At 63.8% G+C, this 14,132-nt stretch carries 15 protein-coding genes; 5 read left to right on the plus strand and 10 right to left on the minus strand.

Features of this window, described 5'->3' with window-relative positions; translation table 11 throughout:
• Window positions 1-149: 149 nt before the first annotated feature.
• A complete protein-coding gene (locus L979_RS08915) occupies window positions 150-1,346 on the minus strand; it encodes an acyl-CoA dehydrogenase family protein (RefSeq protein ID WP_231559479.1) in 1,197 nt (398 codons plus the stop codon).
• Between the two features lie 171 nt (window positions 1,347-1,517).
• Between L979_RS08915 and L979_RS08920 the strand changes: the two genes are divergently transcribed.
• The 3 genes from L979_RS08920 to L979_RS08930 all read left to right on the plus strand — a co-directional run bounded on the left by L979_RS08920 (window position 1,518) and on the right by L979_RS08930 (window position 4,471).
• Window positions 1,518-2,093, plus strand: coding sequence for a TetR/AcrR family transcriptional regulator (locus L979_RS08920; RefSeq protein WP_156125519.1), 576 nt, complete (start codon window positions 1,518-1,520; stop codon window positions 2,091-2,093).
• 94 nt (window positions 2,094-2,187) lie between these two features.
• Window positions 2,188-3,969: an AMP-binding protein gene (locus L979_RS08925; protein WP_047691838.1), complete on the plus strand. Its 1,782-nt coding sequence runs from the start codon at window positions 2,188-2,190 to the stop codon at window positions 3,967-3,969.
• Window positions 3,962-4,471 carry a MarR family winged helix-turn-helix transcriptional regulator gene (locus L979_RS08930; protein ID WP_047691805.1) on the plus strand — a complete coding sequence of 170 codons (510 nt, stop codon included), beginning with the start codon at window positions 3,962-3,964 and terminating at the stop codon, window positions 4,469-4,471. The genes L979_RS08925 and L979_RS08930 overlap by 8 nt, the downstream gene beginning before the upstream one ends.
• A 20-nt stretch (window positions 4,472-4,491) precedes the next feature.
• Here the strand turns inward: L979_RS08930 and L979_RS08935 are convergent, their stop codons facing one another.
• The 3 genes from L979_RS08935 to L979_RS08945 are packed head-to-tail and all read right to left on the minus strand — an operon-like array spanning window position 4,492 to window position 7,753.
• Window positions 4,492-5,286: an enoyl-CoA hydratase gene (locus L979_RS08935; protein ID WP_047691808.1), complete on the minus strand. Its 795-nt coding sequence runs from the start codon at window positions 5,284-5,286 to the stop codon at window positions 4,492-4,494.
• Between the two features lie 2 nt (window positions 5,287-5,288).
• Window positions 5,289-6,227, minus strand: coding sequence for a 3-hydroxyisobutyrate dehydrogenase (gene mmsB, locus L979_RS08940; protein WP_047691811.1), 939 nt, complete (start codon window positions 6,225-6,227; stop codon window positions 5,289-5,291).
• On the minus strand, window positions 6,224-7,753 hold the full coding sequence (locus L979_RS08945) for a CoA-acylating methylmalonate-semialdehyde dehydrogenase (protein ID WP_081994174.1): 1,530 nt from the start codon (window positions 7,751-7,753) through the stop codon (window positions 6,224-6,226). Before L979_RS08945 ends, mmsB begins: the two co-directional genes overlap by 4 nt.
• A gap of 237 nt (window positions 7,754-7,990) precedes the next feature.
• On the opposite strand from L979_RS08945, the gene L979_RS08950 reads away from it, so the two are divergent.
• Window positions 7,991-9,241: an ATP-binding protein gene (locus L979_RS08950; protein ID WP_047691843.1), complete on the plus strand. Its 1,251-nt coding sequence runs from the start codon at window positions 7,991-7,993 to the stop codon at window positions 9,239-9,241.
• Window positions 9,242-9,451: 210 nt separating this feature from the next.
• On the opposite strand, the gene L979_RS08960 is transcribed toward L979_RS08950, so the two are convergent.
• From L979_RS08960 to L979_RS08980, 5 genes are all read right to left on the minus strand, one after another.
• Complete coding sequence (locus L979_RS08960) at window positions 9,452-9,730, minus strand: type II toxin-antitoxin system Phd/YefM family antitoxin (protein ID WP_047691846.1); 279 nt, start codon at window positions 9,728-9,730, stop codon at window positions 9,452-9,454.
• Window positions 9,731-9,808: 78 nt separating this feature from the next.
• Entirely contained in the window at window positions 9,809-10,441 is a 633-nt protein-coding gene (locus L979_RS08965) for an ATP-binding cassette domain-containing protein (protein WP_047691817.1), read from the minus strand.
• Window positions 10,438-11,241 (minus strand): ABC transporter permease, encoded by an 804-nt coding sequence (locus L979_RS08970; RefSeq protein WP_231559480.1) that lies wholly within the window; start codon window positions 11,239-11,241, stop codon window positions 10,438-10,440. The genes L979_RS08965 and L979_RS08970 overlap by 4 nt, the downstream gene beginning before the upstream one ends.
• Window positions 11,228-12,013 (minus strand): molybdate ABC transporter substrate-binding protein, encoded by a 786-nt coding sequence (modA, locus tag L979_RS08975; protein WP_047691823.1) that lies wholly within the window; start codon window positions 12,011-12,013, stop codon window positions 11,228-11,230. Before modA ends, L979_RS08970 begins: the two co-directional genes overlap by 14 nt.
• Window positions 12,010-12,408, minus strand: a complete 399-nt coding sequence (locus L979_RS08980) for a molybdopterin-binding protein (protein WP_047691826.1) — start codon at window positions 12,406-12,408, stop codon at window positions 12,010-12,012. The genes modA and L979_RS08980 overlap by 4 nt, the downstream gene beginning before the upstream one ends.
• 123 nt (window positions 12,409-12,531) lie before the next feature.
• Between L979_RS08980 and nadE the strand changes: the two genes are divergently transcribed.
• Complete coding sequence (gene nadE, locus L979_RS08985) at window positions 12,532-13,368, plus strand: ammonia-dependent NAD(+) synthetase (protein WP_047691829.1); 837 nt, start codon at window positions 12,532-12,534, stop codon at window positions 13,366-13,368.
• 35 nt (window positions 13,369-13,403) lie between these two features.
• Here the strand turns inward: nadE and L979_RS08990 are convergent.
• On the minus strand, window positions 13,404-14,132 hold a 729-nt coding region (locus L979_RS08990), incomplete at its 5' end, for a putative glycoside hydrolase (protein WP_231559481.1).

Consider the following 14,132-nt stretch of genomic DNA (forward strand, 5'->3'; position numbering starts at 1 on the left):
CAAGCCGGAGGCCGCACCGGTCACCAGCGCACTTGAGTTGGAAAGATCCACGGTTTCTCCTTGGTTTTCAGATCCCGCCGAGCAGTGGGTTGTGCCGCTCATCAGCGCTGATGGGCGGCACAACCCACTGCTCGGCGGAGACGTGAGGTTCAGACGAAAGCGGATTGCCCTGTGATGGCGCGTCCCACAATCAATGAGTTGATCTCGTAGGTGCCTTCATAGGTGTAGAGGATTTCAACATCGTTGAAGACTTTGGAGATCTCGTAATCGCGTAGCACTCCGTTGCCACCCATCAACCCCCTGGCCACGGACACGGCCTCCCGTGCGGAGGACGTGGTGGTGGCCTTGGCCAACGCGGCGTGGACCATCTGGAACCCGCCGTCCTCCTGCAGCTGGACCAGGCGAACCATCAGTGCCATGGAGGTTGAAAGCCCGGCCATCATCCGGGACAGAGCATCCTGGACCAGTTGGAATTTGGCCAATGGGCGGTCGAACTGCTTGCGTTCCAAAGCATAGTCCCGAGCGATTTCAAAGGCCGCCATTTGCGCGCCGACCCCCTGCCACCCCACCCAGGCGCGGGAGTCACGCAGTTTCACGTTGGCGGCATCGAACCCCTCGCCACCGGGCATCAAGTTCTCCCCCGGAATGCGCACGCCGTTCAAACGGATGTCTGCGTTCTGCATGATGCGCAGGCCCATTTTGCGTTCGATCTTGGTGGCGGTGAATCCCGGGCGGTCGGTCTCCACCAGGAACGCCTTGGCCTGCCCGTCGGCTGCGTCCCGCGCCCAGACGATCGCAAAGTCCGCGAAGGTTCCGGCCCCGATCCACCGCTTGGCCCCGGTGATGACCCATTCGTCTCCGTCACGCTGGGCGGTGGTCTCCAGTCCACCGGCAATGTCCGATCCGTGCTCCGGTTCCGTCAAGGCAAAACAGCCCACGGCCTCAAAGTTCTTCAGCTTCTCCAACCAACGATCCTTCTGCTGATCGGAGCTGAGTTCATGAACCAAACCCAGAATGAGCTCGTTGTGAATGCCCACCAGGGCGCTCAGGGAGATGTCCGCACGCGCAACCTCCGCGTACACCAGCCCGATGAACAGCCGGCTGTGACCGGAGAGCACCAGATTTCCCAGGCCCGCCCTGGCCAGGACAGGCAACAGGTGGAAGGGGAATTCCTCCCTGTCCCAAAACTCCCCCACGGCCGGACGGATCTCACGGGAGAGGATTTCGCGGATGGAATGGAGTTTGTTGCGTTCGTCGTCGTCCAGGAGGTGTTCGACGTGGAAGAGGTCCACCTCCGGGTGGGCAATGCCCACCTGACGCTCAACCACGGGAGATTCGCCGCGCATGACCGGGGGCATGGGAACTCGCTTTCTGATCACCTGGCTCTGAAGCGTGCCTGTGGGCGCGGCTGGTCAGAGCGGTGGGGAGTCAAGAGTGGTTAGTGATCCAGCTCACCTGTACGATAACGGCATGAATCGTACTGTGCAATGGGTCAACTTCACTCCGGGATCCGGCCCGTGACGCTCACCCAACGGCAACAAGAGGTTTTCGGCCACCTCCGCACCATGTTCCTGGCGGAGGGTTTTGCGCACTTCACCATCGACGCCGCCGCAGCTCGGCTGCAGTGCTCAAAGTCCACGATCTATGCGCTGGGCCGCACCCGCGAGGAGTTGATTCGTGCGGTTCTGGTGCACTTCTTCAAGGGCGTCACTGCGGTGACCAATGCTGCACTGGCCCAGCCCGGCTCCGTAAGTCAGCGCCTGATGGCATACCTGGAGACCATGGCGCGGGCCCTGGAACCGGCCTCCGCGCAGTTCATGCGGGATGTTGCCACCTCCCCCAGCGCATCCCAGGTTTATGCCACCAACACCAAAGCCGCCACGGCCAAACTGCGCGAACTGTTGGATCAGGGTGTGACCACGGGAGAGTTCCGCCCCGCGCCCACTGCTTTGGTGGCGGAAATCATCGCCTCCGCCATGGACAGCATCCAGCAGCGCACGATTCAGCACGGATCCGGTGATGCGTCGTCGTACAAGGCACTGGGCGAGTTGATAGTGAACGGAGTGGCCACACCCGCACACCTTGTCAACTAATAGGAAGTCCAAATAGTCTGCCTGTGACTCCGATCACAACTTTTGCTGACCAGGCGTGTTCCACCCTGGGGCAACCGAACGGGAGCAGGACGCCATGACATCCGAGGCCACTTCCACCACTGAAGGCAATTCCGTCACGGAGCGTTTTCGCGCGGCACGCGACCAACTCTTGAGCTTGCGCACAGACCTCAATGGCGCCCACCGTGATTTTGAATGGCCCCGTTTCAGCCACTTCAACTTTGCCTACGACTGGTTCGATCAGATTGCAGCCGGTCCACGTGGCGAGCAGGAGGCCCTGGTCCTGGTGGAGCAGGACGGCTCCTCCACTCGGCGTACCTACAAACAACTCTCCGAACGATCCTCCCAGGTGGCAGCGTGGCTGGAGAGCATCGGTGTCAAGCGCGGGGACCACGTGCTGCTCATGCTGGGCAACCAGGTGGAGCTGTGGGAAGCCATGCTGGCTTGCACCAAGTTGGCTGCGCGCCTGATTCCCACCACCGTGATGCTCGGGCCGTCCGATCTTGCGGATCGCATTGAACGCGGCCGCGCCTCCTGGGTGATCACCACCGCCGTGCAGGCCCCCAAGTTCAACGCCGTCCCCGGGGATTTCTCCGTCATCACCATTGGTGAGGCCACCGGCGAGCGCGTGCCCGGTCACGACGGCGAACACCAGCACCCCGAGCACGACTGGGCTGATTCCTTCGGTGCACCCGCAGACTTCAGCCTGTCGGAGCCAACCGCTGCGGATGAAACCCTGCTGCTGTACTTCACCTCCGGGACCACCTCCAAGGCCAAGTTGGTGGAGCACACCCACACCTCCTACCCCGTGGGGCATCTCTCCACCATGTACTGGATCGGCCTGGAACCGGGAGACGTACACCTGAACGTGGCCTCCCCGGGGTGGGCCAAACACGCCTGGTCCAACTTCTTTGCACCGTTCATTGCCGAGGCCACGGTGTTCCTCTACAACTACGGACGCTTTGACCCCAAAGCCCTCATGCAGCAAATGGACAAGGAGGGTGTCACCAGCTTCTGCGCGCCTCCCACGGTGTGGCGCATGCTGATCCAGGCTGATCTGACGCAGCTGAAGACCCCGCCACAGAAGGTGGTTGCCGCTGGTGAACCGCTGAACCCTGAGGCCATCGCCAAGGTGCAGCGGGCGTGGGGCACCCAGATCCGGGACGGGTTCGGCCAAACCGAATCCTCCCTCCAGATTGCCAACACTCCTGGGCAGCCGGTCATCCCCGGAGCCATGGGCAGGGCTTTGCCGGGTTACGACGTCGTGCTGATCGATCAGGTGACCGGGCAGGAATCCGCCACGGAAGGGGAGCTGTGCCTGCGCCTGGACCCGCGGCCCGTGGGGCTCACCCCCGGTTACTGGGGAGATGAAGCCAAGACCGCTGAAGCGTTCCGGGACGGGCTGTACCACACGGGCGACGTCGTGAGCAGGGCCAATGACGGCGTGATCACCTACGTGGGGCGTGCGGACGATGTGTTCAAAGCCTCCGATTACCGCCTGTCCCCGTTTGAACTGGAGTCCGTGGTGATTGAGCACCAGGCCGTGGCTGAAGTTGCCGTGGTGCCCTCACCTGACCCCATTCGCCTGGCGGTCCCCAAGGCGTACGTCGCCCTGGCCAACGGGTACGAACCCACGGAGGAGACCGCCCGCAGTATCCTCCAGCACTGCCGCGACGGGCTGGCGCCCTACAAGCGCATCCGGCGCCTGGAGTTCTTTGAACTGCCCAAGACCGTTTCCGGCAAGATCCGCCGCGTGGAGTTGCGCAAGCGCGAAGGCGAAATTCACGACGACGCCGGTACCCCCACCGGAGGGCAGGAGTACTCGGACGTGGATCTGCTGCAGAACACCAATGACTGAAGCAGCTGGCAGCGCCGGCGACCCCATAGACCAGGCACGGCGGAACTGGGAGCAGCGCGGCTGGACCGCAGCGGCACCGGGGATGGCCACCGTCACGGCCATCTTCCGGACCCAGCAGATCCTGCTGACCCGCATTGACCAGGCGCTGCGCCCGCATGGGCTGACGTTCTCCCGGTACGAGCTGTTGGCGCTGCTGCAGTTCACCCGCTCTGGTGCCCTGCCCATGAGCAAAGCCAGCGCCCGGCTGCAGGTGCACCCCACCTCCGTGACCAACACGGTGGGCCGTTTGGAGGCAGCCGGGTTGGTCCGCCGCGTGGCCGACCCCGCTGACGGCCGCGGCCGCCTGGTGGAAATCACCGACGCCGGCCGTGAGCTGGTCACTGCGGCAACACCAGGTCTGAATGCGGTGTTCGAAGACGTTGGCATGCCACCCGAGGACCTGGAGGCCATCTACCGGGCACTCAAAACGTTTAGGCAGGCCACAGGGGATTTTGAGGCGTAAGTGGCGCGGCAAGAGCCACCTCAGCGGTGCTTGAATTCCGCCTTCCGCTTTTCCGCGAAAGCGCTCATCCCTTCCTTCTGGTCCTCCGTGGCAAAGGCCGCGTGGAAGACCCTGCGCTCAAAGAGCACGCCCTGGTCCAGTGTGGTCTCGAAGGCCGCGTTGACCGCCTCCTTGGCGGCCAGGGAGGCCACCAGCGAGCGCGTGGAGATGGCCTCCGCCACCTCAAAAGCCTTGTCAGCCAGCTCGTCCGCCGCAACCACGCGAGAGACCAGGCCGGAGCGCTCAGCTTCTGCGGCATCCATGCGGCGCCCGGTCAGGATCATGTCCATGGCCTTGGCCTTGCCCACGGCACGGGTCAGGCGCTGAGACCCGCCCATGCCCGGCAGCACCCCCAGGTCGATCTCCGGCTGCCCGAACTGGGCTGTGTCTGCAGCAATCAGGACATCGCACATCATGGCCAGCTCGCACCCACCGCCCAGTGCGTACCCGGAGACAGCGGCAATGGTTGGGGTGCGCACCCGGGTGAAGTTGTCCCAGTGGGCAAACCAGTCGGCCAGATACATCTCCGAATAGGCCTGGGAGGACATCTCCTTGATGTCAGCACCGGCCGCAAAAGCCTTTTCCGAGCCACTGAGCAGAATGGCGCCGATCCCCGGTTCCCGGTCGAAAGCACGAGCTGCAGCCACCACCTCCTCCATGGTCTGAGAATTCAAGGCATTCAACGCCTTGGGCCGGTTCAAGGTGATGAGCCCCACGCGACCGCGGGTCTCCACCAAGATGTTTTGGTAGGAAGAATCAGTGGACTGGTCAGTCATGTTCACGCCTCCTCAGCGCCGTCGTTCTCAGATGCTGCACCGGAGGCCTCACGGATGGTGTTGATGACCCCGGAGAAGTCGGTTTGGGCACCGCCGTCGTCCGCAAAAGACCGGTAGATCGCCGCGGCCAACGGGCCCATCCGGGCCGCGGTCCCCGTGGTGGCGATCGCATCCACGGCCAGCCCCAGGTCCTTGGCCATGAGCGCCCCCATGAACCCGGGCTGGTAGTCGCGGTTGGCCGGAGAGGTCGGTACGGGTCCGGGCACCGGACAGTTGGTGGTCAGCGCCCAGCACTGCCCGGAGGAATGGGCGGCGACGTCGTACAGCGCCTGGTGCGTCAACCCCAGGCGCTCACCAAGCACGAAAGCCTCGGAGACCGCGATCATGGAGACGCCCAGGATCATGTTGTTGCACACCTTGGCCGCCTGACCGGCACCGGATGCACCGCAATGGACCACGTTCTTGCCCATGATCTCCAACACGGGGCGGGCATCCGCGGCTTCGGCGTCGTCGGCACCCACCATGAACGTCAGGGTCCCGGCCTCCGCGCCCACGGTTCCCCCGGACACCGGCGCATCCACGGGACGGTGACCGGCAGCCCGGGCCAGTTCAGCAGCTTGGCGGGCATCGTGAACGTCAATGGTGGAGCAGTCCACGAACAACGTTGCGGGCCGGGCCGCAGCCAGCAACCCGCCTTGGTAGGCGTCAATCAGGTGAGCCCCGCTGGGCAGCATGGTGATCACGACGTCGGCCTGGGCCACCGCCGCTTCACCGCTTTGGGAGGCCTCCACTCCCCTGGCTGCAGCAGCGTCCAGTGCGGCTGGAAAGAGGTCGTACCCGAGCACGCGGTAGCCCGCGGCCACCAGGTTTCCGGCCATGGGGCCGCCCATGTTGCCCAAGCCGATGAAGGCCACGGTCTCGAGTGCGTCAGAGGTGGTCACGACTGGTCTCCTGCCGGCATGTGGAAGCTGGACCGTGCATTCGGGGCCGAGCCGCTGACGGTTTTGTTGGCCATGGACCAGCGGGAGGTCACGGTCTTGGTCTTGGTGTAGAACCGGAAGGCGTCCGGGCCGTGCTGGTTCAAGTCCCCGAATCCGGAAGCCTTCCAGCCGCCAAAGGTGTAGAAGCCGATCGGCACGGGGATGGGCACGTTGATGCCCACCATGCCAACGTCCACGCGGGAGGCGAAGTCTCGGGCAGCGTCGCCGTCCTGGGTGAAGATGCTGACGCCGTTGCCGTATTCGTGATCAGTGGGCAGTGCCAGGGCTTCCTGGTAGTCGGCGGCACGCACCACACACAGCACGGGACCGAAGATCTCTTCCCGGTAGATCCGCATGTCAAGCTTAACCCGGTCAAACAAGGACGGGCCGATGAAGTACCCGCCTTCGTGACCGTCCACGCTCAGCCCGCGTCCGTCCACCACCAGATCAGCACCTTCCTCCACCCCGATCCCGATGTAGGTAGTCACCCGATCCAAGGCGTCCTGACCCACCAGGGGGCCGTAATCGGCGTCGTCGTCGAAGGAGTGGGAGACCTTCAGGCCCCGGGTGCGTTCGGTGAGCTTTTCCACCAGGGCATCCGCAGTCTCCTCCCCCACAGGAACGGCCACGGAGATGGCCATGCAGCGCTCCCCGGCGGAACCGTAAGCCGCGCCGATCAGCGCATCAGCCACCTGGTCCAGGTTGGCGTCCGGCATGACGATCATGTGGTTCTTGGCTCCGCCAAAGCACTGGGCACGTTTGCCGTTGTGTGCGCAGCGTTCGTAGATGGCCTGGGCGATCGGGGTGGAGCCCACAAAACCGACCGCCTTGATGCGGGGATCGTCAATGATGGCGTCCACCGCCTCCTTGTCCCCGTTGACCACGTTGAAAATCCCGTCCGGCAATCCGGCCTCGGTCCACAGTTCGGCCAGTTTCAGCGGCACGGAGGGGTCACGCTCGGAGGGCTTGAGCACAAAGGCGTTGCCGGCCGCGATGGCCGGGCCGCACTTCCACAGCGGAATCATGGCGGGAAAGTTGAACGGGGTGATCCCGGCAACCACACCCAGCGGCTGACGCATGGAGTAGGTGTCGATCCCAGCGCCCACAGAATCGGAGAACTCACCCTTGAGCAGGTGCGGGGCACCCATGGCGAACTCGATCACGTCCAGACCGCGCTGAATGTCCCCTTCCGCATCCGGGAGGGTCTTGCCGTGTTCCGAGGAGAGCAGGCGGGCGATCTCCGCCATGTCCCGCTCCACCAGCTCCAGGAACTTCCCCAGGATTCTGGCTCGCTTGGCCGGGCTGGTGGCAGCCCAGGCGGGTTGGGCCCGCTGAGCGTCGTCGATGACTGCCGACACTTCCTGCGCCGTTGCCAACGGGAGCTTGGCCTGAACCTCACCGGTGCTCGGGTTGTAGACATCTGCAAATCGCCCGGAGGTGCCCTGCAAAGGTGCCCCGCTGCGGTAGTGAGTCAGTGTCCGGGTCATCAAGCCGCTCCTGAGTGTGTGGGTCACGCGCCACCTGCACCGTTGCAAATGTGGCCTGGGGCACACCTTAGTTGGACTTCCTACTATTTGGAAGGGTGGGGGCGGGGAATCGACGACGACGGCAGCCTCGTACCATCCGCCGCCGGACCGATGCCTCTTCTAATGGTTCGGAAAATGGCAGCCCAGAAGTCCTGAAAATAGTATGGTAGAGAAGCTGAAAATAGTATGGTTGAGCCCATGGAGTACCTACACCGCACCGTGGATCAAGAGCTCGACGAGCTCCTGCCGCATGCATCTGCCATCGCACTCGATGGCCCCAAGGGTGTCGGTAAGACAGACACAGCCAAGAGGCGTGCTTCATCCATGTGGTTCCTGGATGATCCAGCACAACGTGCCGTCGCGGAAGCTGACTTCTCTCTGTCGACGTTGGCTACAGGAACCGTGCTGATCGATGAATGGCAACGACTTCCCGCAGTCTGGGATTCCGTGCGCAGGCAAGTGGATCAAGGTTCACCACCCGGACGTTTCATACTCACGGGCTCAGCTACACCAGTTGATGCCGCTGGGACCCACTCCGGCGCAGGGCGCATCCTGTCCTTGCGAATGCGACCAATGGGCCTGCATGAACGCGCCATCGAGACGCCCACCGTGTCGTTGTCCAAAGTTCTCACCGGCGAACATCCTGAGGTCCGAGGAGAAACCAGAATCTCCCTCAAGGACTACGCCCACCAGATCGCAGGGGGAGGTTTTCCCGGCATCATGCCAGTACCACCCCGGCTGCAGCGGGCCATGTTGGATGCATACCTGCAGCGCATCATCGACCGAGATCTACCCGAGCAAGGGTTCGAGGTACGCCGCCCCGAAACTCTACGCCGGTGGCTTGCTGCCTATGCAGCAGCCACATCCACCACGGCCTCGTACAGTCGCATTCTCGATGCCACCACAGGCGGCGACGGTGCCCAACCCGCCAAAACAACCACGATTGCGTATCGGGACCATCTCACACGCTTGTGGCTCCTGGACCCCATTCCCGGATGGATCCCCGCCAACAATGCCATCCGGCGGCTTCAGCAGGCCCCGAAACACCACTTGGCTGATCCAGCGTTGGCAGCGAGGTTCCTTGACCTGACGGCCACCAGTCTGCTCTCCGGTGCTGGTGCTGGCATGATAGGCCCCCTTTTCGAATCCCTGTGTGCGCTATCCGTACGGATCGCAGCGCAGGCATCCGAAGCGCGCGTTCGACACTTACGAACCAATGCGGGCGAGCACGAGATCGATCTGCTCATCGAAGGTGTCGATGGACAGTTAGTGGGGGCTGAAGTCAAGCTCGCTCCACAAGTGAGTTCAGGAGACGTCCAGCATTTGCTGTGGCTCCGGGACCAACTCCCCGACCAGGTCGTCGACCTCATGGTACTCACCACGGGCACAACTGCCTATCGGCGTTCGGACGGTATCGCCGTCGTTCCCCTTGCCTTGCTCGGTGCGTAAGTGGTGTGAGCACGGTCAGGTGACAGTTGGGGTGTCAGGCCGCGAGAGCCACCGGGTTCATGATGGCATCGTGAGTCGCAACCGTCGCTGGTTCTCCGATCAGCAGCACGGTGGCCAAGTGCAAGGCATCGAGTGCCTTAGCGTCCCACTTAATTGACTCCGCCACCGTGTGAAGCACTTCAAGGGCGATGTCCAACAGGCCCACACAGCTCAGCGATCGCCCTTCATATGGTCAATCAGCGCGTCCACATCAGCAGACTCGTACCGGGGCCTGCCGACCACTTCGGGCCAGGCCACTTGCTTTGAGACTGGAGGGGTGTAACGCCCCTGCCGCTGCGCTCGAGCCAGCGAATCATCCTGGCCAACGTAGTAACTCACTCGCCAACGCGGTTCGCCCCGCTCAGTCACAACCACCTCACCAGCCTCCACCACCCGCGCAAGGACTTCTGATGTGCGCTGATTGAGATCACGCTTGGAAACCCTCGCCATGACCTGACTGTAGTACCTATGCCTGACATTGACCCGGTGGGGCACCGCATCCTCATGGCCAGCCGAGGAGATGGACCCTCAAACGCCCAGCGTCAAGACCTCATCCGCCAGGTGCTTCACATCGGCAGGATCGTGGCTGACCACCACGGCGGTCCGGCCTTCCAGAACCCGGGACAACAGTTCCCGCAGATCCTCTTTGCCCGCCGCATCCACTGGCGCCAAGGGTTCGTCCAACAGCAACAACTCCGGCTCGGCAGCCAACGCCCGGGCCAGAGCCACCCGCTGAGCTTGCCCCCCGGACAAAGCATCCGGCTGCCGTGAGGCAAAGCGATCGGCACCCACCTCTGTCAGCCACCCCATGGCCGCCTCCCGGGCAGCACGGCGTGCCAGCCCCCGCGAGCGCGGGGCGAAAGCCACGTTCTCCAGCACAGACAGGTGCGGGAACAACAAGGGCCTTTGTGCCATCAGAGTCACCGCCCTGCGGTGGGGTGCCACCCAGGTGCCGCGGGCGTCGTCGTCCAGGTTGAACAGGGTCCGACCCTGCAGGCTCGCGTGGCCGCAGGAGGGGATGAGCAACCCGGCCAGTACGTCCAGCACCGTGGACTTTCCGCAACCATTGGGACCGGTCAACCCCAAGGTGCGGCCGGCCTCCAGCGAACACGCGACTTGCACACCACGGGAGGCCACGTGCAGATCGAAGATCAAGGTCACGACTGCCTCCGGAAGGCTCGCGGAGCGGAGAACCCAACCACCACAACGGCAACCATCACCAGCACCAGGGACAGCGCCACGGCGGCATCAGGGTCCACCTCCCGCTGAAGGTAGATCTCCAACGGGAGCGTCCGCGTGACCCCTTGCAGGGAACCCGCAAAGGTCAACGTAGCCCCGAACTCCCCCAAACTCCGGGCAAAAGTCAAAACGGCCCCGGACCCCAGCCCGGGCAGCACCAGTGGCAAGGTGATGCGCCGCAGCACGGTTCCGGGGCCTGCCCCCAACGTGGCCGCCAGCCCCTCGTACCGGGTGCCCACGCTGCGCAATGCCCCTTCCAGTCCCACCACCAGGAACGGCAGGGACACGAAGGTCTGGGCAATCACCACCGCCGTGGTGCTGAAGGCTATGGAGATGCCGAGCACTTCCAGATGTTGACCCAACAGTCCGGCACGGCCGTAAACACTGAGCAGCGCAATACCGCCCACCACCGGCGGCAACACCAACGGCAGCAGAATCAAGGAGCGCACCAGCCGCTGCCCGCGGAACTGGGAGCGGGCAAGCAACAACGCCAACGGGGTGCCCAGCAGAACACACAGAACGGTGCTGGCGGCAGCGGTCCGCAGACTCAGCCACAACGCCGCCACCGAGGACTCCGAGCTGACCAGCGCCCAGAAGGAACCCACGTCCACCCGGAACACCATGCCCACCACCGGCAAGGCAATGAACAATGCGCCCGCAATGGCCGGCACAGCCACCCACCACGGAACAGCCAGGTAGGACTTGGCCTTAGAAGCCCGCACCAAAGCCCTCTTGCGCCAACCGCACCTGGCCACGTGAACCGCGCACAAAGTCCACGAACTCTTGGGTCAACTCGGTGTTCCTGGCGGAGGCGAGTTCAGCAATGGGGTACTTATTGACGGCCTGATCCGCTTGGGCGATCGGGATTTCCTCCACGGCGTTCCCGGCGGCGGTGACATCGGTCTTGTAGACCACTCCGGCATCAGCCTGCCCAGAGGTCACCTTGCCCATGACGTCCGTGACCGCGCTCTCCTCACTGACTGGGGTCAGTGAAACACCCGTGATCTCCTGAATCTTGTCCGTGGCAGCACCGCAGGGCACCCGCGATTCGCAGATCACCACGGACACCCCCTCCCCGCGGAGGTCCTGGAACCCGGAAATCCCCGCCGGGTTGCCCGGCGGCACGGCGATGGTCAACGTGTTGGTGGCAAAAATGCTGGGCTCCCCCTCCACCAGACCCGCATCCACAGCCTTGTCCATGTTGGCCTGATCCGCGGAGGCAAACACATCGGCCGCGGCACCCTCCTGCAGTTGCGTGCCCAGCGTAGAGGAACCTGCAAAGTTCAGTTCCACGGTGGCCCCTGCATGCTCGGCCTCGAACTCCCGAGCCAAATCCGTGAACGAATCCGTCAGGGAGGCCGCGGCGTACACCGTGACGGTCTGATGCGCCTGCCCGGGCGCCTCCCCGTTGCCTCCACACCCGGTCATGGTCACGACGACGACGCCGCACCCCACCACAGCCGATACCATCCGTGCAGTGCGTGACCGACTCATGTTTGCGGCACCTCCACCATCACGTTGGTTGACTTGACCACGGCAGTGGCCACGGAACCTGGTTCCAAGCCGAGGTCACGGACGGCTTCCGTGCTCATCAAGGACACCACGCGGTGCGGGCCACACTGGATCTCCACCTGGGACATCACCTTGTCAGAGGTCACGGCGGTCACCAACCCCACCATGCGATTGCGCGCGGAACTGGCCACATGGGTGGGGTCCTCCGGTTGAGTGGCCAGGGACTTGACCAACTCGGCCAGCTCCAACCCGTCAATCACGGTCTGGCCGCCGTCCTGTTTGGAGGCTGTCAGGCGCCCGGAGGTGACCCACCGGCGCACAGTGTCATCACTGACGCCCAGGAAATGGGCCGCGTGTGATACGGAAATAGCTGTCATGGAGCCCAATCTATCCGCATCTACGGTTCCAACTTGTCTGGATGCACGCAGTTGCACCTTCTCATGATGTGTGTACGGGACAATGGACACTCCCGCGAAACACCGCACGATTAGCATGAGCCCATGCGCGAACTGCAGAGAATCATCATCCAGGAGATGGGCGTGGCCCCGGTCATCGACCCCGCTGAGGAAGTTCAGAAGCGGGTGCAGTTCCTGGTCGACTACGCCAAGGCCACGGGTGCCGGCGGCTTTGTCCTGGGCATCTCCGGCGGCGTGGATTCCTCCCTGGCCGGGCGCCTGGCCCAGTTGGCCGCTGAGCAGCTGCGCGCCCAGGGAACGGATGCCGTGTTTGTGGCCGTTCGGCTGCCGCACAAGGTCCAGCAGGATGAGGCCGATGCCCAAAAGGCCTTGGAGTTCATCCAGGCTGATGAAGTTCTCACGTTCAACATCGGCCCCGCTGTGGACGGATTCACCGAAGGATTCACGGCAGCCACGGGTCAGGAGATCACCGACTACAACAAGGGCAACGTCAAGGCCCGGGTTCGCATGGTGGCTCAGTACGCCCTGGCCGGGGACCGGCGTCTGCTGGTGATCGGCACGGACCACGGAGCGGAATCTGTCACCGGGTTCTTCACCAAGTTCGGCGACGGCGGTGCCGACGTCCTGCCCCTGTTCACCTTCAACAAACGTCAGATCCGCGCCGTGGCCGAGCACTTGGGTGCACCGGAATCCGTGTGGCAGAAGGTCCCCACCGCTGATCTGCTGGATGACCGCCCCGGTCAAACCGATGAAACGGAACTGGGCATCAGCTACGACGCCATTGACGACTACCTGGAAGGCCGTTCGATCGACTCAGAAGCAGCTGACAAGATCGAGGCGCGCTGGGCAGCCACCCGCCACAAGCGCACCACGCCGGTGACCTTGATGGACTCATGGTGGAGGTCCCAGCCCACCGGGTGATGACCCCTGTTTGAAACAGCAACTGTCAGCTGGACTCAGAAGTCCCTGCGCAACAGGATGCCCTGATGAGCGGAAAGCACCACCTGCTCAGGTGGTTCCGTGCCATCCGGCAGAAGATAACCGGCGGGCAGGCGCACCTGGCGTCGTCGTCGTCCGTCACTGGCAAGGTTCACCGCAGCCCACCCCTTGGTGAACGTGCGTGACCACAGGTTGACCACGGTCTCCGGGTCCTGAATGGGCTCACCCAGGTCCCACGCCATCTCCGGGATCCACAGGCCGCGGCGGCCATCCGGTGAACTGGCGGCGTAGATCCCGTGGCCACCACCAAAGATCCAATAGGCCGCCAAACCGTAGCGGACCAGCTCGATCTCAGCCTGGGAAACGTCCGTGGAATCATCCTGCGCCTCCGTGGGCACAGGCGTGCGCACAATGGCCAGCTGATCCTGCGGGACAGCCTCCGGGCCGTCGCTGACCAGGGTGTGGGTCTGTTGCCGGGCAGTACCCGGGTCCAGGACGCGACCGCCCACCGTGCTCAGCCAACCCGGCTCGAACACACCACCCCACTGGGCCAACTTGACCCACCGTTCGGGCGAGCGTCGCGCATCACCCACGGAGGCCACCATGATCTTGCCGATCCCGGCCAGTGCTTGGCCTGCTTCAGCAAAGAGGTCGTCGTTGGCTTCGCGCTGTTGCGTCTGCGAGCCCAGGTCCGGCAGCGGCAGGTCCAGTCGGGGGGTTTCCTCCAGGTCCCCCACCCCCAGGAT

The sequence above is a fragment of the Kocuria sp. ZOR0020 genome, assembly GCF_000800955.1.
Lineage (GTDB): Bacteria > Actinomycetota > Actinomycetes > Actinomycetales > Micrococcaceae > Kocuria > Kocuria subflava.

What these genes read in the sequence shown, in the direction of transcription:
- L979_RS08915 (WP_231559479.1), bottom strand. Translation starts at nt 1,346, where the DNA reads ATGCGCGGCGAATCTCCCGTGGTTGAGCGTCAGGTGGGCATTGCCCAC.
- L979_RS08925 (WP_047691838.1), top strand. Translation starts at nt 2,188, where the DNA reads ATGACATCCGAGGCCACTTCCACCACTGAAGGCAATTCCGTCACGGAG.
- L979_RS08930 (WP_047691805.1), top strand. Translation starts at nt 3,962, where the DNA reads ATGACTGAAGCAGCTGGCAGCGCCGGCGACCCCATAGACCAGGCACGG.
- L979_RS08935 (WP_047691808.1), bottom strand. Translation starts at nt 5,286, where the DNA reads ATGACTGACCAGTCCACTGATTCTTCCTACCAAAACATCTTGGTGGAG.
- L979_RS08945 (WP_081994174.1), bottom strand. Translation starts at nt 7,753, where the DNA reads ATGACCCGGACACTGACTCACTACCGCAGCGGGGCACCTTTGCAGGGC.
- L979_RS08950 (WP_047691843.1), top strand. Translation starts at nt 7,991, where the DNA reads ATGGAGTACCTACACCGCACCGTGGATCAAGAGCTCGACGAGCTCCTG.
- L979_RS08960 (WP_047691846.1), bottom strand. Translation starts at nt 9,730, where the DNA reads ATGGCGAGGGTTTCCAAGCGTGATCTCAATCAGCGCACATCAGAAGTC.
- modA (WP_047691823.1), bottom strand. Translation starts at nt 12,013, where the DNA reads ATGAGTCGGTCACGCACTGCACGGATGGTATCGGCTGTGGTGGGGTGC.
- L979_RS08980 (WP_047691826.1), bottom strand. Translation starts at nt 12,408, where the DNA reads ATGACAGCTATTTCCGTATCACACGCGGCCCATTTCCTGGGCGTCAGT.
- nadE (WP_047691829.1), top strand. Translation starts at nt 12,532, where the DNA reads ATGCGCGAACTGCAGAGAATCATCATCCAGGAGATGGGCGTGGCCCCG.